The organism is Acinetobacter geminorum, assembly GCF_013009345.1.
In the GTDB taxonomy this organism is placed as follows: domain Bacteria; phylum Pseudomonadota; class Gammaproteobacteria; order Pseudomonadales; family Moraxellaceae; genus Acinetobacter; species Acinetobacter geminorum.
Genome location: NZ_JABELE010000004.1, coordinates 53,268 through 72,506, shown reverse-complemented (window position 1 = coordinate 72,506; position 19,239 = coordinate 53,268). Strand labels below are relative to the sequence as shown.

Here is a 19,239-nt window from a genome sequence, read left to right as displayed (position 1 = left end):
AAGTCAAATCCCTCCGACCGTTGACTTACTTTTTTGGGAATACTTAGCTCCAGCGGTATTCCCTTTTTTTAGAACCTATACTCTAACCTTCTCTAAACCTGATTGACAATTCGCCCATTTCATTGAAGGATACTCTGCATGTCTTAATTACAATAGCTCGATAAAAATGAATACATCTTTAGCTAATCAAACTTATGTTCCAGATATTTTAGGCACGGGTTACGAACAGCTCACACTTAGTTTTCCTGATGATTATGAAGGGAAAGTTGTAGCCACCTTAGTCCGTAAAAAAGCTGCTCAATCTACTCAAAAAGCCGTACTATATATTCATGGTTTTTTAGATTATTTCTTTCAAACCGAAATGGCTGAGCAATTTAATGCTCATGGTTATGACTTCTATGCACTTGATTTAAGAAAATATGGCCGCTCAAAGCTGCCTCATCAAATTTTCTATAATGTGCTTGATTTAAATGAATACGACTCCGAAATTACTCAAGCATTACAGATTATTGGCGAAGAGCAACACACTCAGGTTTTACTCGCAGGCCATTCAACTGGTGGTTTGACAGCAACGCTTTATGCTGCCCATCATCCAAATCATCCTCTTATTAAAGCGCTATGGGCAAATAGTCCGTTTTACGACTTTAATTTAAGTCTAATCGAAAAGAAATTTGGTATTCCAATGCTCAGTCGAGTAGGAAAATATCTACCAAAAGTTAAATTCCCAAGCCAACTCAACAAATGGTATACCACCAGTCTTCACAAGCAGCTCAAAGGTGAATGGGAGTTTAACCTTGACTGGAAACCAACCTCTGCCCCTACAGTTCAACTCAGTTTTGTACATGCGATTCATACGGCACAAAAAGAGATTCATCGCGGGGTTAAACTAAACGTTCCCGCAATGATTATGCATTCGCATCAAACTAAAAACCCGCGCAAATGGGGTCCAGATGCAACTCAAAGTGACGTGATTTTAGATGTTAAAGACATTGAGAAACATGGTAAAAAAATTAAAGGTGATGTCTCTTTAGTCTCTATTCACAATGGATTGCATGACTTAGTCCTTTCGGCCCAGCCAGTACGAGAACAAGTCTATCAACAATTGTTCCAGTGGCTGGATCAAAAAATTACTTAACTAAGCTTAGGTGAGTCAAGGTATTTCACCAGCAGTTGATGCGCAGGATGCTCACTCGGTAAAAGCTCCATAAGGCGTTCTACCGCATCAATGGCTTCAGGGAAATGAGCTAGATGCTTTAACAGTAAATCTGTTTCTTGGGTTTTAAAAATTGCATCGCTTAAACGTGATTCAAGGCAGTCGCGCCATGCGCATAAAAATGGACTTTCAGTTTTTGCCAGAAACACGCCTGTGTAAAGCTGCAAAGCAGATGCGGCATATCCTGCATCGAGTGCCTGTTCAGCTTGTAAGAAATCAGCTTCAACGTGTACAAGTAACCGATACGGGCGTGAACCAAGTAAACCTCCCAAAATATCTCGTAGTTGAGACATTTCAGCTTTAAGTGTGCCCATGCTGACTTTACGTTCGCCATAGAGCGCCTGATAAAGATGCTCTAAAGTTAAACCATGCGGACATAAGGCCAAGATGGTTAAAATTTCAATTTGACGCGGCGTTAATAACAAGCTTTTACCGTTAAATTTAACTTGCGGCGTCGAAAATGCCCGGATGTGTAAATGGTGACGCTGCTGCTCTAGCAAAGCAGACTGAATAATGGATGCACAACGTTCAGCAGCCAGAATTCCTAAACTATTATGGTTCTTCCACGTGGTTGATAGATCAACAACACCTAGCGTTTGTTTTGAATATGGGTCGATAATCGGTGCGGCATAACACACCCAATCATGAATCGACTCCATGTAATGTTCATTAGAAAAAACACAACTTGATTGTTGAGTTTTTAAAGATAAAGCCAAGGCATTGGTGCCAACAAATTCTTCACGCCACTGACCACCTTGTACAAAATGTACACGCTCAGCAGCACTTTGCATTTGAGCACTTGGTGCCGTCCAGATAATCGTACTGCCAATATCACCGACAGCAATTACCATTGAAGATTGTTCTGCAATATGACGTAAGTCGTCGGCACATTGGCTTAAAGCCATATCTAAAGCATTTTGTGAAGCAGTTTTTTTCTCGACTAATGGAGCGGCAAAACGCTCCTTAGGAATTGCGGCAGAAGCCGATCGTTCCCACGAGCTTGCAATACTTTGGCCGAGTTTGGCAGCGTTCTGAGGAGAGAGACTATTTTGCGTGCGCAGTTGATCAATCAAGGTCCGTTGCTGCAATAAATCCTTTTTTGTGAACATTTGTAAATTCCTTATATATCCACATTTCTATTCCAACCTTTCTCCAACCTTCTTCTTTATATCCTAATTATACAAAGTACGAAAGTACCTACTGACAGGGTTCTTGTTAGTCTTTAGTCCTAAAAAGCAAAGGAATATTTATATGCGCTATATCGATCCAAATCAACCAGGCTCAAAAGTTCAATTTAAATCACAATATGAAAATTTTATTGGCGGTGAATGGGTGGCACCTATAAAAGGTGCATATTTTGACAATGTATCTCCTGTTGACGGAAAAGCTTTTACACGTATTCCACGCTCTAGTGCCGAAGATATTGAGCTCGCTCTAGATGCAGCACACAAGGCGAAAGCAACATGGAATAAAGCATCACCAACAGTACGCTCAAATATACTTTTAAAAATTGCCGATCGTTTAGAAGCAAATCTTGAAATGCTTGCTGTTGCCGAAACTTGGGATAATGGTAAAGCAGTCCGTGAAACTTTAGCAGCTGACCTTCCGCTCGCGATCGACCATTTCCGTTATTTCGCTGGATGTATTCGTGCTCAAGAAGGCGGCATCTCTGAAATTGATGAAGATACTATTGCTTACCATTTCCATGAACCACTAGGTGTAGTTGGTCAAATCATTCCGTGGAACTTTCCGATTTTGATGGCAGCATGGAAACTTGCACCTGCTTTAGCAGCAGGTAACTGTGTGGTAATTAAGCCAGCTGAACAAACGCCAGTGGGTATTTTGTTGGTCGCTGAACTGATCCAAGATATTTTACCGCCGGGTGTCCTCAATATTGTGAATGGTTTCGGTTCAGAAGTCGGCCGTCCTTTAGCAACAAATCCACGTATTGCAAAAATCGCGTTCACAGGATCAACTCAAACTGGACAAATGGTAATGCAATATGCGACCGAAAATATTATTCCAGTTACCTTAGAACTTGGCGGTAAGTCACCAAACCTTTTCTTTGAAGATATCATGGATAAAGAAGATGATTTCTTAGAAAAAACGCTTGAAGGTTTTGCCATGTTTGCCTTAAACCAAGGTGAAGTATGTACTTGCCCTTCTCGTGCTTTAGTACAAGAAAGCATTGCTGATCAGTTCTTAGAGATGGCTGTCGAACGTGTAAAACGTATTAAAACTGGTCATCCACTTGATACTGAAACGATGATTGGTGCTCAAGCATCTCTACAACAGCAAGAGAAAATCTTACGTTGTATTAACACTGGTCGTGAAGAAGGTGCAGAACTCTTACTTGGCGGTAGCGGCCGTAAAGAAGTAGGCGATGGTTACTATGTCGATCCGACTATTTTTAAAGGTCACAATGGCATGCAAGTTTTCCAAGAGGAAATTTTTGGACCTGTACTTGCTGTGACAACGTTCAAAGACTTTGACGATGCAATTAAAATTGCCAATGACACCATGTATGGTTTAGGTGCTGGCGTTTGGTCACGTTCAGCACATATTTCTTACCGAGCTGGTCGTGCTATTGAAGCGGGTCGTGTCTGGACAAACTGCTATAACATCTACCCTGCACATGCTGCATTTGGTGGTTACAAGAAGTCTGGTATTGGCCGTGAAAACCATAAGATGATGCTAGATCACTATCAACAAACTAAAAACTTGTTGGTGAGTTATTCAACTAAACCAATGGGCTTCTTCTAAGTTTCGCACCAAGTTGATACCAAGCTATCAACACTACAAAGAAATAAGATGCCTAATTATATAAGGAGCCAGTAATTTAGATTACTGGTTTCTTTATTCCCGATTGTTAAGATTGAATTTTTATCATTTAGAACAAAAAAGTTTCATCTACTCCCTGAGGTGCTTCATTTAGGCATTGCTTTTGCATTAATTCATACAAACCCACTCGCAGGAGTATTGTATGAATCAACCAGAAACAGCTTCCGTTATTTCCTCAAAGACAAAAGTCTCGTCAGCAGAATATTTTGCTCAGCGTCAACTCAAACAAGGTACTGTTGGTTGGTTACTCCTGATTGGTTTAGGCGTAGCTTATGTGATATCGGGTGATTTTGCTGGCTGGAACTTTGGTATTGCTCAAGGGGGTTGGGGTGGTATGTTTATTGCCACCGCCCTTGCTGCAATCATGTATCTGTGCCTGTGTCTTTCTATGTCAGAAATGTCCACCATGATGCCGACAGCAGGTGGCGGTTATAGTTTTGCACGTGCAGCTTTTGGTCCTTTTGGGGGCTATTTAACAGGAACAGCTATTTTAATTGAATACGCGATTGCGCCTGCTGCTATTGCCGTGTTTATTGGTGGTTATTGCGAATCTCTATTTGGTATTAATGGCTGGATGATTTACCTCGCCTGCTATGCCGTTTTTATGGGCATACATCTCAAAGGTGCCGGCGAAGCCTTAAAAATTATGTTTGCGATTACACTTGTCGCAGCTGTTGCTCTGGTTGTGTTTATTGCAGCAATGATTCCGCATTTTAATGCACAAAACCTGTTAGATATTCCAGTTGGTACAGGTGTTGGCGCAAGTCTTTTTTTACCTCATGGCTATTTGGGTATCTGGGCTGCAGTTCCTTTTGCTATCTGGTTTTTCCTAGCAGTTGAAGGTGTGCCATTAGCAGCCGAAGAAGCAAAAGATCCAGCCAAATCCCTGCCACGCGGTTTAATCGGAGCAATGCTCATCTTAACGGCCTTTGCCATGCTCATTTTACTCTTAGGTGCAGGTGCAGCGGGTGCAAGTACTTTACAGAACTCTGGCGCTCCCCTCGTCGATGCTCTGGTTAAAGTGTATGGCACCAACACTTGGCTTGCGACTTTCGTAAACTTTGTTGGTTTAGCAGGTTTAATCGCGAGTTTCTTTTCAATTATCTATGCCTATTCGCGTCAAATTTTTGCACTCTCTCGTGCTGGTTACTTACCTACTTCACTCTCTTTAACCAATAAAAATAAAGCCCCTTATCTCGCAATTATTATTCCGGGTATTATCGGGTTCTTGCTTTCACTCACCAAAGAAGGCGATTCATTGATTTTAATTGCCGTGTTCGGTGCAACTATTTCTTATGTGTTGATTCTTTTGTCCCACATCAAACTACGCCTATCTAAACCCGACATGCCTCGCCCTTATAAAACTCCAGGGGGAATCGTTACTTCAAGTATTGCCTTGATTCTAGCAGTCGCTGCTGTGGTCGCAGGCTTCGTTGTCAATCCGAAAGTTTGGTTTATTGCTGCCGCTATTTATGTCGTATTTATTGCTTACTTTTTATTCTATAGCCGTTATCATTTAGTGAAAGGTACACCAGAAGAAGAGTTTGCAAATATTAAAGCCGCAGAACAAGAACTATAAAAAGGATGCAACTATGAGTTATCGCAATATTGTCGCCAATCAACAGTATCACTTTGCTGACTTGAAAACCTTGATGGCAAAAGCAACGCCGTTACGTTCAGGAGATGAATTAGCAGGTGTAGCCGCCAGAGATGCAACCGAACATGTTGCAGCACAAATGACTTTGGCCGATGTACCGCTTAAAGCCTTTTTAAATGAAGTTGTAGTCGATTACGAAACCGATGAAATTACCCGTTTAATTATTGATGAACATGATCCGGCTGCCTTCGGCCCTATTTCACACTTTACAGTAGGCGATTTTCGAAATTGGTTACTTGGCGAAGAAGCCACTGCCGAAAGCTTAAAGGCATTAGCATCAGGTTTAACTCCAGAAATGGTGGCTGCTGTAAGCAAAATTATGCGCAATCAAGATTTGATTTATGTCGCCAGCAAATGTGAAGTAGTCACCCAATTTCGCAACACAATCGGTTTAAAAGGCCATCTTTCTACCCGTTTACAACCGAACCACCCTACCGATGATGTGCTCGGTATTTCAGCCAGTATTTTAGATGGGTTGATGTATGGCAATGGTGATGCCGTAATTGGCATTAACCCTGCCACGGATAACCTGCATAATTTGTCAGAGCTACTGAAATTGCTTGATCATGTCATTCAGGAATATCAAATTCCAACGCAATCTTGTGTACTTACGCATATCAGCTCAGGCATTCAACTGGCTGAAAAAAATGTACCGATTGATTTAATGTTCCAATCAATTGCCGGCACCCAACTGGCTAATGAAGGTTTTGGAATTTCACTTGATTTACTACAAGAAGGATATGAAGCCACCCTCTCACTCAAGCGCGGAACCATTGGACAAAACGTCATGTACTTTGAAACGGGTCAAGGCAGTGCCCTATCAAGCAATGCTCATCACGGCGTTGACCAACAAACATTAGAAACTCGTGCCTATGCAGTGGCCCGTAAATACAATCCGCTTTTAGTGAATACAGTCGTTGGTTTTATTGGCCCCGAATATCTCTTTAACGGTAAACAAATTATACGTGCGGGACTGGAAGATCACTTCTGCGGTAAGTTACTTGGCGTGCCAATGGGCTGCGACATTTGTTATACCAACCATGCTGATGCCGACCAAAATGATATGGATGTTCTCCTTACTCTATTTGGTGCCGCTGGCATTAACTTTATAATGGGGATTCCGGGTTCAGACGATGTCATGCTCAACTATCAAACAACATCATTCCATGATGCCCTCTATTTAAGACAACTCCTCGGTTTAAAACCCGCTCCTGAGTTTTCAGCTTGGCTTGAACAGCAAGGTATTTTTAAACAACAAAACTCTCAAATCTGTTGGGCAGACCACATGCCCGACCAATTCTCTCGTCTGCTCATGAATTAGTGAGAACACCATGAAACTTAATCGTGATATTCAATATCCATCAAGTCCCCATCAAGATCAGTGGGAAAAACTTAAACAATTTACTGATGCTCGCATTGCATTAGGACGCGCTGGTTGTAGTATCCCAACACGCGCTTTACTTGAGTTCCAGTTGTCTCATGCACAAGCAAAAGATGCGGTTTATCAAGATATGGATGTTTCATATTTATCTGAGCAATTAGCGCAAAGACAGCTGCAAAGTCTTCATGTCCAAAGCAAAGCCCCTAATAAGGAAATCTATCTTAAACGACCAGATTTAGGTCGTCAGCTTTCAGATCAATCAAAAGATGTCTTAATTAAGAAGTATGCAGAAGCCCCTCAACAATACGATGTTTGTATTGTGGTCGGTGATGGACTCTCAGCAAGAGCGATTGAAGCAAATGCCATCCCATTCATTACAGCGCTAAGTGAACAAATTCAGCAAGAAAAATGGAGCCTTGCACCAATTGCAATTGCAACAGGCAGTCGTGTTGCTTTAGGCGATGAAGTTGCAGAAATCTTTAAAGCATCCATGCTTGTGATGCTAATCGGTGAGCGTCCTGGTTTAAGCTCTCCTGATAGTATGGGAATTTACTACACATGGAATGCATATTCAGGCTGCCTCGATGCCAAACGTAATTGTATTTCTAATGTTCGCTCAGCAGGTTTAAGTATTCCAGTTGCAGTACAACGCTTAATCGCTTTAATGAAAAAATCCAAACAACTTGGTTTCTCAGGAGTTAATTTAAAAGATGAGCATCAACTTTCAAATATAGGCTTGGCAGAAACTCAAAAGCTATTATTTTAAGCAATGGAATATGCAAAGAGATTTATTTAAAAATAGACAATCCTTTGCATAACAATATTATCTTAACGAAAAATATCAATTTTCAGGTATTGACGATTTATACAGATATTTTCTTCTTTATATTTATCGCTATACTCCACCTATTGATCTTCTATGAATCATTTGTATGAACACAACAAACGCCTTCCCTAAAACTATTTATGCCATTCAGCATCTTGCTTTCGAAGACTTAGGTTCATTAGAAGATGTCTTTTATCAACTCGGATTTCGCGTTCGTTATTTTGAAGCAGGTGTAGATGATTTAACTGCTGCTTTTGCACACGATGGATTAACTATTATTTTAGGTGGTCCAATCGGGGTTTATGAAACTGACGATTATCCTTTCTTAAAAGATGAAATTGCTTTACTTAAACAACGTCTAGCAGCAGATAAACCTACACTTGGTATTTGTTTGGGTGCACAGCTTATTGCTCATGCGCTTGGTGCAAAAGTATATGCAGGACATCAAAAAGAAATTGGCTGGGGTCCACTCAGCTTAAGTTTACGCCCTAATCAGGTATTATCTGCTTTGCTTAATAATGTCCATGTTCTACATTGGCATGGTGACACTTTCGACCTTCCTGAAAATGCGGCGCTCTTAGCAAGTTCAGAGATTTATACCAATCAGGCATTTGAAGTCGGAAATAATATTCTTGCCTTACAGTTCCACATTGAAACGACTGAAGAAAATTTTGAGAAATGGTTAATTGGTCATACATGTGAACTTCGTAATGCCAAAGTTTCAATTCCGAAACTTCGAGAAGAAAACTTACAATATGCTCAAGCACTTGAACATGCTGCATTTGAGGTTATTCAAAGATTCTTAAAAAGAATTGGTTATAGTGGATAAACTATAAAGACTCGAATGTGCGCGAATATTAAATTTTACCATTTGGTATTAATTGTTTATTTTTCAAGCAAAGGAAAGTTTATATTCTATCTTTGGAAACATTTCTTAAAATTTTCAGTGTATTATTAATTTGTAACATAAAATATACGCTGAATTACTATGGATATCTGGAAATTTATTAAAAGCTTTAATACGGTCAATACTTATTTATTGCTTTCATGCGTTCTCCTCATCACCTTAGTTCTTTATTTTTATGTGATTAACCCGGCCTAAGCTACTTTGCCAAGGACGTTAATCATAAAGAAAAAGAAAATATGAGAAGACACCTAAATAAAAAGCCCAACTGAGTTGGGCTTTTTTATATCTGTTGTTTACTCACAACATGTTGTTCGTCTTACTTTTTCTCAGGCTTGAAGCTATCTTTCAAATCAAGAATACGGTTGAAAACCGGTTTTTCTGGTGAATGATCATATTGATCTGCAACGAAATAACCTTCACGCTCAAATTGGAAACGGTCTTCTGGATTCGCTTGTGCCAAAGCTGGCTCAATGACAGCTTGTACCACTTTCAATGATTCAGGATTAAGATTTGCCAAGAAGTCATCATCTGCATCAGGTGCGGCTTCAGTAAACAAACGGTCGTAAATACGCACTTCAGCAGGAATACCTTTAGTTGCAGATACCCAGTGAATCACCCCTTTTACTTTACGGCCTTCCGGATTCTTTCCTAAAGTTTCAGGGTCAATTGAACATTTCAATTCAATCACTTCACCATTTGCATCTTTAATGACTTCATCACATTTAATCACGTAAGCATGGCGTAAACGCACTTCACCATCAGGAATTAACCGTTTAAAGCCTTTTGGCGGTACTTCTTCAAAGTCTTTACGGTCTATATAGATTTCCTTGGTTAAAGGAATCACACGATCACCCATATCTACATTAGGATGGCGAGCATGCGTAAGATCCATATCGTCAGGTAAGTTAGTTAAAGTCACTTTAAGTGGGCTTAAAACAGCCATACCACGTGCAGCAGTATTTTCTAAAGATTGGCGAATACAGAACTCAAGCATTGCAACATCAACAATACCATCAGTTTTTGATACGCCTACACGCTTACAAAAATCACGTAAGCCTTCTGGTGTAAAACCACGACGGCGCATACCAACTACGGTTGGCATACGTGGATCATCCCAACCATTTACGTAAGCACCTTCCACCAATTTACGTAATTTACGTTTCGATGTGATGGTGTAATCCACGTTTAAACGTGAAGATTCGTATTGATGTGGAACCGCTTTAGATTTTACTTTTTCAACAATCCAGTCATAAAACGGACGGTGATCTTGGAATTCTAATGTACAAAGCGAATGGGTAATTCCTTCAATGGCATCAGACAATGGATGAGCATAGTCATACATTGGGTAGATTTTCCATTTATCGCCAGTTTGGTGATGCTCTGAATGCAATACGCGATATAAAATCGGATCACGCATATGTACATTTGTACTTGCCATATCAATCTTGGCACGTAAAACTGCTTCACCCTCTTTAAACTCACCGCTACGCATTTTTTCAAAGCGAGCAAGATTCTCTTCAATAGATGCATCACGGTATGGAGAGTTTTTACCTGGCTCAACAAAGCTACCGCGGTTTAACTTAATTTCTTCTGGAGATTGTAAATCTACATATGCATCGCCTTGTTCAATAAGTTGAACTGCCCATGCATATAATTGATCAAAATAACCCGATGCATAGCGTGGTTCACCATTCCAGTTAAAACCAAGCCATTTCACATCATTCGCAATACCATCAACATACTCTTGTTCTTCAGCATCAGGGTTTGTATCGTCAAAACGCAAATTACACAAACCATTAAACTCTTCAGCCACACCAAAGTTCAAGCAAATCGCTTTTACATGGCCAATATGTAAATAACCATTTGGTTCTGGTGGAAAACGCGTTACGATCTGCTTTGCACGTCCCGTAGCCAAATCATCTGTAATGACTTGGCGAACAAAATCTAAGCCAGCCTGTTGTTCTTGCTGCGCAGAATCGACAGAGGCATGAGTATTCGGTGTCGGGTTATTTGGCAGGTTCGAGACAACATCATTAGGCTTCATAGTGTATCAATCACTTCTTTGTAGATAAATTTCGAAAAATTTAAACGCTATCTTCATTTTTCACAAAGATTTTAACGTTTTTTACTTGCCTTGTAGTTTACAGTTTGCTTATGCTTCTCTCAACCAAAAACCCATGGTCATAAGCCCATGTTTAGGAGATTAATGTAATGAGTTTTCCTCAAGTCGAATTAAACACCAATAAAGGTCGTATTGTTCTTGAACTAAATACTGAAAAAGCACCAAAAACAGTAGCAAACTTTTTAGAATATGTACGTGACGGTTTTTATGACGGCGTTATTTTCCACCGTGTCATTGATGGCTTCATGATCCAAGGTGGCGGGATGGATGAAAACTTCAAAGAAAAAGCAACTCGTGATTCTATCGAAAACGAAGCTGACAATGGTTTAAGCAATGACGTTGGTACGATTGCTATGGCACGTACTCAAGCACCTCACTCTGCTTCTGCACAGTTCTTCATTAACGTAAAAAACAACTCTTTCTTAAACCATACCTCTAAAACTGCTCAAGGTTGGGGTTACGCTGTATTTGGTAAAGTTGTTGAAGGTATGGATGTTGTTGAAGCGATCAAAGGCGTTCGCACTGGCAACCGTGGTTACCACGCTGACGTTCCTTTAGAAAACGTGGTAATCGAATCCGCTAAAATTATTTCTGAATAATTTTAGGAATAAGCTGTGACTTATCTGTTTATCTCTGATTTACACTTGTCACCTGAACACCCTCGACTTGTTCGAGGGTTTTTAGATTTATTAGTGCATTATCAAAATAAACAAACACAGCTTTATATTTTAGGTGACTGGTTTAATGCTTGGATTGGCGATGATTACTCGGCACCATGGCTCGATGAAATTATTGAAGCATTAAAAGACTTTAACAAAAAAGGAAATCGGGTTTACTTCCAAGTAGGTAACCGTGATTTTGCTTTAAATCAAATTTTCCTCAATAAGTTTAATGGTGTATTACTACCCGATATTTATTATCTCACTATTGCTGGACATCAGTACCGCCTAGAACATGGTGATGCACTATGTACAGATGATATTTCCTATCAAAGATTTAAAAAAATTATTAGAAATCCGCTCTTAGTCGCTTTTTTACGCCGTACACCACTGAGTTTTCGCACCAAACTGGTTAATGGCTTTCGAAAAAGAAGCTCCGCAGATAAACAGCAAAAAAGCTATGAAATTATGGATGTAAATGAGCAAGCTGTACTTTCTGCTTTAACAGATGTAGATATACTTATTCATGGCCATACCCATCGACCTTCAATTCATAAGGTAGAAGCTAAACAACGAATTGTTCTTGGCGATTGGCGTGAAGATCAAGCTTATATTTTGGAAATTGATCCTACTGACAATGCTCCACAGCTAAAGTTAATTGACTGGACATACTAATTTAGAAATATATATTTATAAAAAATTATTTAATTTCTATATTACTGCAATACATTTTTTATCAAATTAAAGATCAAATATCTTTGAATAAAATAGCGTATGATGCCAAAGATTAAAGTCTCTCAATTGCAATAAGATTGATATGGAGTAAAGTATGGATTTATTAAATACGGTTAAAAGTCGCTACACAACAAAAGCATATGATCCTGAAAAGAAAATTCCTCAAGAAAAAATTAATAAATTATTAGAAATTTTACGTTTCACCCCTTCTTCAGTAAATATTCAGCCTTGGCACTTTGTAGTTGCAGACAATCTTGCAGCTAAAGAACGAATCGCAAAAGCATTAACAGGAAAGTATGCTTACAATGCTCCTAAAGTGCTTGAGTCATCACATACACTTGTATTCTGTACAAAAACGGATATTACATCTGAGTACTTAAATCAACTACTTGAGCAAGATGATTTAAGTGGCCGTTTTAAAGATGAAAAAGCAAAATTAGGTCAAAAAGATACTCGCCATGGCTACGTCGAGTTCTACCGAAATGAACAGAAAAATTTATTTGGGTGGATGGAAAATCAAACATTCATTGCTTTAGGACAGCTACTCTTTGCTGCCGGCTTAGAGGGCATTGATGCGACTCCAATGGGTGGGTTTGATGAAGAAATTCTAAATACCGAGCTAGGTTTAACTGAAAAAGGTTTACGAAGCTCTGTAATCGTTTCTTTAGGCTATCGCAGTGAAAATGACTTTAATGCCAAACTTCCTAAATCACGACTGCCAGATGAAGTAATTTTTACCTATTTATAATAAAACCTCTATAGTTCAAGAGATTCTATTCTCTTGAACTATCAAGCCATTGCGCTAGCTAAACACATTACTCCGCTTATTCCTAAAAGAATCCCCAAAATAGTAGGCCATTTTAATTTTTCTTTATATAAAACCACTCCACTCGCAATTCCTAATAGCACCACAAGAATATTCATGCTTGCAAAAACAATTGCAGGTGAATCTTTTAAAAGAATATGAGCTTTTACATATAAAGCAATATTTGAAAAATTGAGTATGCCTAATATTAATCCAGCTATCGTACTTTTAAACTGCCACTTTTGAGTCTTCTGTAGCAATAAATATGAAATCGACAATATAAAAGCTGTAATAAAAATAAGATTTAAAGTAAGTGTAAACTGAAGGCCTAAACTACTTGTATATTTTAAAAGAATATCTACTGCCGCATAACCACACCAAACACTTAATAAAGCAAGAATTGCTTTTCTAGATTGATGATTGGAAAAAGAGTTCATTTGTCCAAATAAAACAAGTAAAACTGCAAGAATTCCTAAACCTATTCCCCATAGTTTTAATGCATTAAATTGCTCATGAAAAAAGAAATATGCTGCGAGCAAAGAAAGAACAACTGAAAGGCGCTGTGCAAGTTCAGTTTTAACAATTCCTGCATATTCTAGTGATTTAGCAAGACATAAAAAAATACTAGGTAAAATTACCCCCAAGGCAAGGATTAACCACCATGGAGTATGCACTATTGAAACATGTTGGATATCGGGCTGAAACCACAAAAAGCAAAGAAGACTAGCACTTGCATAGTTCCATGCAATCATCTGTAATGGCTGATAACCTTTTTTCTTTAAATTTTTTAATAGGATAGACACCAAGACACTGCTCAAAGCAGCAGCTAATATTAATATCATTAATTAAAGCCCTATCTATTTAAATATATTAGTCATCATGGCCAAATCGCTATCCATGACCGTTTAAATGCTTTGGATTAACTTTTAAATACACATAAAAAAACCAGTCATTATCTGACTGGCTTCTTTTTTAGATTTCAATTAACGATTATTTTCGTCGTCTTGACCATCTTCAAATTTAGAATCGTTGTCAAAACCACCTTGATGACCGCCGAAGCCGCCTTGGCCGCCAAAGCCACCTTGACCACCGAAGCCACCTTGACCACCGAAGCCACCGCCTTGACCACCGAAGCCACCTTGACCGCCGAAGCCACCTTGAGCGCCACCGAAGCCGCCTTGAGCGCCACCGAAGCCACCTTGTGCGCCGCCAAAGCCGCTACCTTGACCACCAAAACCGCCTTGAGTGCCGCCTTGTGCTGGGAAGCCTGTACCTTGTGCGCCTGCTGGACGTGGATTACGTGCTGGAACAACAGTTGAAATCGCGTGCTTGTAAACCATTTGACTTACAGTATTTTTTAATAAAACAACATATTGGTCAAAAGATTCAATATGACCCTGCAATTTAATACCGTTCACAAGGAAAATAGAAACAGGGATACGTTCTTTACGGAGAGAATTTAAGAACGGATCTTGTAAAGTTTGACCTTTAGACATTTTTAACTCCAAAAAAAAATTTTAAATCAGCGCAAAAAAACTATCTTTATTTTTCAACTAAAAATTATAAAAAGACAGTGTGCAAATTTTGCTTTATCCATAAGAGTTTCGCAAGTCTTCTTTCGCCTGCTTTATCGTCAAGTAAGTTTTAAAATCGTGTATTTCTTGCAAAGAACGTAACCACGTATATTGACGTTTGGCAAGTTGTCGTGTTGCAAATAAAGCTTTATCCTCCATTTCACATTTACTTTTGAGACTTAAGTCACTTTTTAATAGAAATTCTAGTGCTTGTCGATAACCCACCGAACGCATTGAGGGTAAATTTTCATCTAAATCGTATTTTTCAATTAGATCTTCAACTTCACTCAAAAAACCGATATCCCACATTTTGCTTAATCTTTGCTCAATGCGTTGATGTAATTCTACCCGATCTGGAAGTAAAGCGTAGTTATGAAATATGTATCGATATGGTACGTTTTTTGGTTGTTCTGCCTGCAATTTAGTGATTGGTTCACCCGTAATTTTATAAACTTCCAGAGCCCGAATAATTCGTTGCTTATCAGTTACATTAAACTTTATAGCGGCAGCAGGATCTACAGAAACCAGTTCATCATAAACCGCTTGCCATCCTTCGTTTAACGCTTTTTGTTCAATTGCTGCCCGAACTTCAGCATCAGCACTTGGTAAATTACCAGATAATCCTTCTAACAATGCCTTGAAATATAACATTGTCCCTCCTACTAAAATAGGAGTTTTCCCACGTGAATGCATGTCATCAATTAATTTGCAGGCATCCTCAACAAACTGAGCAGCTGAGTAAACTTCAAGAGGAGTAATAATATCAATAAGATGATGAGGATAGAGTTCTTGCTCTTCACGAGTTGGTTTAGCCGTGCCAATATCCATATCTTTATAGACAAGAGCGGAATCAACAGAAATTAGTTCAAAATTTCCACGCTCGTATAATTCACATGCCAAAGCGGTTTTCCCGCTCGCAGTTGGTCCCATTAAATTGATGACGGGCAATTGATTTGACATGTAGAACTACTCTCCTCGAGCAAATAATTTATCTAGTTGAGATAATGGAAATGCACGCCAAGTTGGCCGCCCATGGTTACATTGGCTCGCAAATTCGGTTTGTTCCATTTGACGAAGTAAAGCATTCATTTCTGAAAGGCTGAGTTGTCGATGTGCGCGCACTGCCCCATGACATGCCATTCCCGCTAACAACTCATCTCTTTTTTGAAGTAATCCTTGTGCTTCATCATTTGGATCTAAATCATTTAAAAGTTCTGGAATAAGATTTTCAAAATCAGCTTTTTGTAATATGGCTGGCACACCGCGAACAATAACTTGCTCATCACCATATAAATCAATTTCCAAGCCTAAACGCTCAAGCTGAGATTTTAGTTCTTCGACCCTAACAGCTTGCATACGGCTAATAGAAATCACCTTAGGTATAAGCAGTTGCTGAGATGTCCAAAATTCAGGTTTATCCCAAGCATTTTTCATTTGCTGTAATAAAATACGTTCATGTGCCGCATGCATATCAACAATAATAAGCCCTTCTGTATTCTGAGCTAAAATATAAATCCCATGCAGTTGAGCAATTGCGATACCTAATGGAAATTCATCTACTTTAGCAACTGGCTCAACATCCTCATTTACCGAAAAACTAGCAGGTTGGTCGCGAAGTGGAGCTAAATAAGTTTTTAAAGCATTATTTAATTGAGCAGAACCATTATATTTTGGTGTTTGATCTGCATAGTGAATAGCTTGCGGACGACTAGCGTTAAAATCAGTTAATAATTCTGTCGGTGCATGCTGGGTTCGTGCTTCACTGTCTGAATTTAAAGTTTCATTTGCGCGGTGCAATGAAAATTGTTCTTGATATTTAGGCTGAGGTTGTACTGAATAATCTGAGTTTTCATCCGCTTTCATCGCTTGAGCTAGATCAGCACTCGCTGTCTGAAATTGTGCGAGAGTTTCTTTTGCGTAATGCCTTACAAACTCATGCACTTCTCTTTGATTTAAAAATCGAATCTCATGTTTGGTCGGATGAACATTGACATCAATATTTTCAGGATCAACTTCTAAAAAAAGTAAATAAGATGAATGCTGGTGGCCATGTAAAATACCATCATAGGCCATGCGTAGCGCATGCGAAATCGTTTTATCTTTGACAATACGACCATTTACATAGACATATTGCATATCCGCTTGTGCACGTGCATCTGAGGGATGGCCTAGCCAACCCGATAAACGCATGCTAATACTTTCGGCATCAATCCAATATGCATTTTGTACGAATTGCGACCCTAATATTTGTTGAACTCGCTGAAAACGTAGTTCCCCACTATCTGCTATCGGTAAATTAATTCTAATATTATCATTATGCTCAAGCACAAACCGTATATCGAAATGTGTTAGAGCCAGACGACGCACAATCTCTTCAATATGACCAAATTCTGTAGTTGGTTTTTTTAAGAATTTACGGCGTGCAGGAACATTAAAAAATAAATCCTGAACACGAATATGGGTGCCCTTTTGAGCAGCAACAGCTTGTACTTCTTGATGATCAAATGCTGTACCATTTACTTCAACTTGATGACCAATACCACTTTCATCTTGGCTGCTAGTCAAAGTCAATCTTGAGACAGCAGCAATTGAAGCAAGAGCTTCCCCACGGAATCCCAAACTCACAATAGCATGTAAATCCTCAGCGGTTTTAATCTTACTTGTAGCATGACGCATGACAGCAAGTGCTAAATCATCCGGGTGAATACCATGCCCATTATCAATGATTTCGATTAAAGTCGAACCGCCTTGAGCAATCCTTACAATCAGTTCAGTTGCGCCAGCATCGATAGAGTTTTCTAATAATTCTTTGACCACAGAAGAAGGTCGTTCAATTACCTCACCCGCTGCAATCTGGTTCGCTAACGCTGCGTCTAATGTATGAATACGACGTTGTGTTAGCTTTTCATCAGTCATGAAGCTGTTCCTGCAAAGTCTGATACAAATTTTCTGTTGGTAAAGTTAACGTTACCAAACGGCTCAACTCATCATCTGACTTTTGAATGTCAATGATGATATCTGCTTGTGGAATTTCATCGCCACCTTTAGATGGCCATTCAAATAGAAATAATGCATCTGTGATATCTAAATAATCACGAATTCCCATTAATTCAAGTTCATACGGGTCATTTAAACGATATAAGTCAAAATGAAAAATTTCTTTATCATTAATTTTATATGGTTCAACAAGCGTATAAGTTGGGCTTTTAACAGAACCTTTATGGCCCAAAGCTTGCAAGAAATAACGCGTAAGTGTGGTTTTACCCGCACCTAAGTCCCCAATTAAATAAATTACACCCGACTGAACATGCTGCGCCAAAGCTTGAGCTAGACGCTCAGTATCTTCTTCATGATTTAAGACCAATTTCAATGAATACGACATAGCACACATAACATGATTCGAAATAATCGATATGATAACATTGCCCTGCCTTAAAAGCCTACTTAAGCCCTAGAAGTTGGCTTTTTTTATATCAATTTTCTTAAATATTCACACTTTTTTATGTCTAGTCCGAACGAATTTCTCCCCCCCATGATTGATGGAGTAAGTGCGAGTAAAGTCTATCTTCCTCTGCAAACACAGACTCAAACTATTTATGAGTATCTCTGTAGTCACTTTGCACACATTAAAACTGAAGAATGGAAGCAAAGATTTGAAGACGGTCTTATATATGCGGCAAATGGGGATAAATTAACTTTAATCAGTCCGTATGTCGGCAACACCCATATTTTTTATTATCGCTTTCTGGCATATGAACCTCATGTGCCTTTTGAGCATCAAATTTTATTTGAAAATGATGATTTATTAGTAGTCGATAAACCACATTTTTTAACAATTAGCCCGACAGGACAATATGTTCAAGAAACTCTTTTAGTGCGACTAAAAAAACAAACAGGCAATGAATTTTTAACACCTATTCATCGTTTAGACCGTGAAACTGCTGGTGTCGTTCTATTTTGCAAACGGGTTGAATCGCGTGGCATATACCAACAATTATTTGCAGAGCGCCAAGTCAATAAAATTTATCACGCTGTTGCACCTTATAAAAAAGATTTAAATTTTCCTCAAACCTTACATTTGCATTTAGATAAAGGTCATCCTTTTTATACGATGCAGGTTATAGAAAATAAGAAAGCCAATACCCAGACTTATATTGAGCTTATAGAGCACAACCAGATTTGGGCAAAATATCGTTTAACTCCTACAACGGGGAAACAGCACCAACTTCGCGTGCATCTTAATTATTTAGAAATCCCGATTAAAAATGATCCATTTTATCCCGTAGTTCAGCACAAAGCTGAAGATGATTTTTCAGAACCATTACAGCTTCTGGCTAAGCATATTTCATTTACAGATCCCCTCACAAAAGAGGGAATGTCTTTCAATTCTGAGTTTGAATTGACATTGTAATGTAACCGTAATGACAAAAAGATTATTTTTTATGCCAAAAAACATTGAAATTACATTGCGATGGTTTAAAATGAATTCCTAAAAATTAAAAATCATTTGGTTTTGTTA

Annotated in this window: 17 protein-coding genes; 10 read left to right on the top strand and 7 right to left on the bottom strand. The window is 38.8% G+C overall.

What is annotated here, in order from left to right; translation table 11 throughout:
- The first annotated feature begins 166 nt into the window (after positions 1–166).
- Complete coding sequence (locus tag HJG58_RS04975) at positions 167–1,135, top strand: alpha/beta hydrolase (protein ID WP_170248128.1); 969 nt, start codon at positions 167–169, stop codon at positions 1,133–1,135.
- Here the strand turns inward: HJG58_RS04975 and HJG58_RS04970 are convergent.
- On the bottom strand, positions 1,132–2,322 hold the full coding sequence (locus HJG58_RS04970) for a helix-turn-helix domain-containing protein (RefSeq protein WP_170248127.1): 1,191 nt from the start codon (positions 2,320–2,322) through the stop codon (positions 1,132–1,134). The two genes, HJG58_RS04975 and HJG58_RS04970, sit on opposite strands and share 4 nt — an antisense overlap.
- 142 nt (positions 2,323–2,464) lie before the next feature.
- Between HJG58_RS04970 and exaC the strand changes: the two genes are divergently transcribed.
- The 5 genes from exaC to HJG58_RS04945 all read left to right on the top strand — a co-directional run bounded on the left by exaC (position 2,465) and on the right by HJG58_RS04945 (position 8,747).
- A complete protein-coding gene (gene exaC / locus HJG58_RS04965; protein ID WP_002119354.1) occupies positions 2,465–3,976 on the top strand; it encodes an acetaldehyde dehydrogenase ExaC in 1,512 nt (503 codons plus the stop codon).
- Between the two features lie 220 nt (positions 3,977–4,196).
- Positions 4,197–5,633, top strand: a complete 1,437-nt coding sequence (gene eat / locus HJG58_RS04960; protein ID WP_170248126.1) for an ethanolamine permease — start codon at positions 4,197–4,199, stop codon at positions 5,631–5,633.
- A gap of 13 nt (positions 5,634–5,646) precedes the next feature.
- Positions 5,647–7,032, top strand: coding sequence for an ethanolamine ammonia-lyase subunit EutB (locus HJG58_RS04955; protein WP_170248125.1), 1,386 nt, complete (start codon positions 5,647–5,649; stop codon positions 7,030–7,032).
- Between the two features lie 10 nt (positions 7,033–7,042).
- Positions 7,043–7,858, top strand: a complete 816-nt coding sequence (eutC, locus tag HJG58_RS04950; protein ID WP_170248124.1) for an ethanolamine ammonia-lyase subunit EutC — start codon at positions 7,043–7,045, stop codon at positions 7,856–7,858.
- Between the two features lie 166 nt (positions 7,859–8,024).
- Positions 8,025–8,747 carry a glutamine amidotransferase gene (locus tag HJG58_RS04945; protein WP_170248123.1) on the top strand — a complete coding sequence of 241 codons (723 nt, stop codon included), beginning with the start codon at positions 8,025–8,027 and terminating at the stop codon, positions 8,745–8,747.
- 394 nt (positions 8,748–9,141) lie between these two features.
- Here the strand turns inward: HJG58_RS04945 and HJG58_RS04940 are convergent, their stop codons facing one another.
- Positions 9,142–10,869: a glutamine--tRNA ligase/YqeY domain fusion protein gene (locus tag HJG58_RS04940; RefSeq protein ID WP_170248122.1), complete on the bottom strand. Its 1,728-nt coding sequence runs from the start codon at positions 10,867–10,869 to the stop codon at positions 9,142–9,144.
- 167 nt (positions 10,870–11,036) lie between these two features.
- Between HJG58_RS04940 and HJG58_RS04935 the strand changes: the two genes are divergently transcribed.
- The 3 genes from HJG58_RS04935 to nfsB all read left to right on the top strand — a co-directional run bounded on the left by HJG58_RS04935 (position 11,037) and on the right by nfsB (position 13,089).
- A complete protein-coding gene (locus tag HJG58_RS04935; RefSeq protein ID WP_002122280.1) occupies positions 11,037–11,546 on the top strand; it encodes a peptidylprolyl isomerase in 510 nt (169 codons plus the stop codon).
- A gap of 15 nt (positions 11,547–11,561) precedes the next feature.
- Entirely contained in the window at positions 11,562–12,281 is a 720-nt protein-coding gene (locus HJG58_RS04930) for a UDP-2,3-diacylglucosamine diphosphatase (protein WP_170248121.1), read from the top strand.
- A gap of 154 nt (positions 12,282–12,435) precedes the next feature.
- Positions 12,436–13,089 (top strand): oxygen-insensitive NAD(P)H nitroreductase, encoded by a 654-nt coding sequence (gene nfsB, locus HJG58_RS04925; RefSeq protein WP_170248120.1) that lies wholly within the window; start codon positions 12,436–12,438, stop codon positions 13,087–13,089.
- A gap of 41 nt (positions 13,090–13,130) precedes the next feature.
- Here nfsB and HJG58_RS04920 read toward each other — a convergent pair whose 3' ends face one another.
- The 5 genes from HJG58_RS04920 to tsaE all read right to left on the bottom strand — a co-directional run bounded on the left by HJG58_RS04920 (position 13,131) and on the right by tsaE (position 18,102).
- Entirely contained in the window at positions 13,131–13,988 is an 858-nt protein-coding gene (locus HJG58_RS04920) for a DMT family transporter (RefSeq protein WP_170248119.1), read from the bottom strand.
- A gap of 141 nt (positions 13,989–14,129) precedes the next feature.
- Complete coding sequence (gene hfq / locus HJG58_RS04915; protein ID WP_068557462.1) at positions 14,130–14,642, bottom strand: RNA chaperone Hfq; 513 nt, start codon at positions 14,640–14,642, stop codon at positions 14,130–14,132.
- Positions 14,643–14,735: 93 nt separating this feature from the next.
- Positions 14,736–15,680: a tRNA (adenosine(37)-N6)-dimethylallyltransferase MiaA gene (gene miaA / locus HJG58_RS04910; RefSeq protein ID WP_170248118.1), complete on the bottom strand. Its 945-nt coding sequence runs from the start codon at positions 15,678–15,680 to the stop codon at positions 14,736–14,738.
- A 6-nt stretch (positions 15,681–15,686) separates the two neighbouring features.
- Positions 15,687–17,636 (bottom strand): DNA mismatch repair endonuclease MutL, encoded by a 1,950-nt coding sequence (gene mutL, locus HJG58_RS04905; protein WP_170248117.1) that lies wholly within the window; start codon positions 17,634–17,636, stop codon positions 15,687–15,689.
- Positions 17,629–18,102, bottom strand: coding sequence for a tRNA (adenosine(37)-N6)-threonylcarbamoyltransferase complex ATPase subunit type 1 TsaE (gene tsaE / locus HJG58_RS04900; protein WP_130172423.1), 474 nt, complete (start codon positions 18,100–18,102; stop codon positions 17,629–17,631). Before tsaE ends, mutL begins: the two co-directional genes overlap by 8 nt.
- 120 nt (positions 18,103–18,222) lie before the next feature.
- Here tsaE and HJG58_RS04895 point away from each other — a divergent pair, with 120 nt between their 5' ends.
- Positions 18,223–19,131: a pseudouridine synthase gene (locus tag HJG58_RS04895; protein WP_216076510.1), complete on the top strand. Its 909-nt coding sequence runs from the start codon at positions 18,223–18,225 to the stop codon at positions 19,129–19,131.
- The last annotated feature ends 108 nt before the right edge of the window (positions 19,132–19,239 follow it).

Bases quoted from the DNA above. Each gene is read 5' to 3' on its own strand.
- HJG58_RS04975 (WP_170248128.1), top strand. From the start codon at position 167: ATGAATACATCTTTAGCTAATCAAACTTATGTTCCAGATATTTTAGGC.
- HJG58_RS04970 (WP_170248127.1), bottom strand. From the start codon at position 2,322: ATGTTCACAAAAAAGGATTTATTGCAGCAACGGACCTTGATTGATCAA.
- exaC (WP_002119354.1), top strand. From the start codon at position 2,465: ATGCGCTATATCGATCCAAATCAACCAGGCTCAAAAGTTCAATTTAAA.
- eat (WP_170248126.1), top strand. From the start codon at position 4,197: ATGAATCAACCAGAAACAGCTTCCGTTATTTCCTCAAAGACAAAAGTC.
- HJG58_RS04955 (WP_170248125.1), top strand. From the start codon at position 5,647: ATGAGTTATCGCAATATTGTCGCCAATCAACAGTATCACTTTGCTGAC.
- eutC (WP_170248124.1), top strand. From the start codon at position 7,043: ATGAAACTTAATCGTGATATTCAATATCCATCAAGTCCCCATCAAGAT.
- HJG58_RS04945 (WP_170248123.1), top strand. From the start codon at position 8,025: ATGAACACAACAAACGCCTTCCCTAAAACTATTTATGCCATTCAGCAT.
- HJG58_RS04940 (WP_170248122.1), bottom strand. From the start codon at position 10,869: ATGAAGCCTAATGATGTTGTCTCGAACCTGCCAAATAACCCGACACCG.
- HJG58_RS04935 (WP_002122280.1), top strand. From the start codon at position 11,037: ATGAGTTTTCCTCAAGTCGAATTAAACACCAATAAAGGTCGTATTGTT.
- nfsB (WP_170248120.1), top strand. From the start codon at position 12,436: ATGGATTTATTAAATACGGTTAAAAGTCGCTACACAACAAAAGCATAT.
- HJG58_RS04920 (WP_170248119.1), bottom strand. From the start codon at position 13,988: ATGATATTAATATTAGCTGCTGCTTTGAGCAGTGTCTTGGTGTCTATC.
- hfq (WP_068557462.1), bottom strand. From the start codon at position 14,642: ATGTCTAAAGGTCAAACTTTACAAGATCCGTTCTTAAATTCTCTCCGT.
- miaA (WP_170248118.1), bottom strand. From the start codon at position 15,680: ATGTCAAATCAATTGCCCGTCATCAATTTAATGGGACCAACTGCGAGC.
- mutL (WP_170248117.1), bottom strand. From the start codon at position 17,636: ATGACTGATGAAAAGCTAACACAACGTCGTATTCATACATTAGACGCA.
- tsaE (WP_130172423.1), bottom strand. From the start codon at position 18,102: ATGTCGTATTCATTGAAATTGGTCTTAAATCATGAAGAAGATACTGAG.
- HJG58_RS04895 (WP_216076510.1), top strand. From the start codon at position 18,223: ATGTCTAGTCCGAACGAATTTCTCCCCCCCATGATTGATGGAGTAAGT.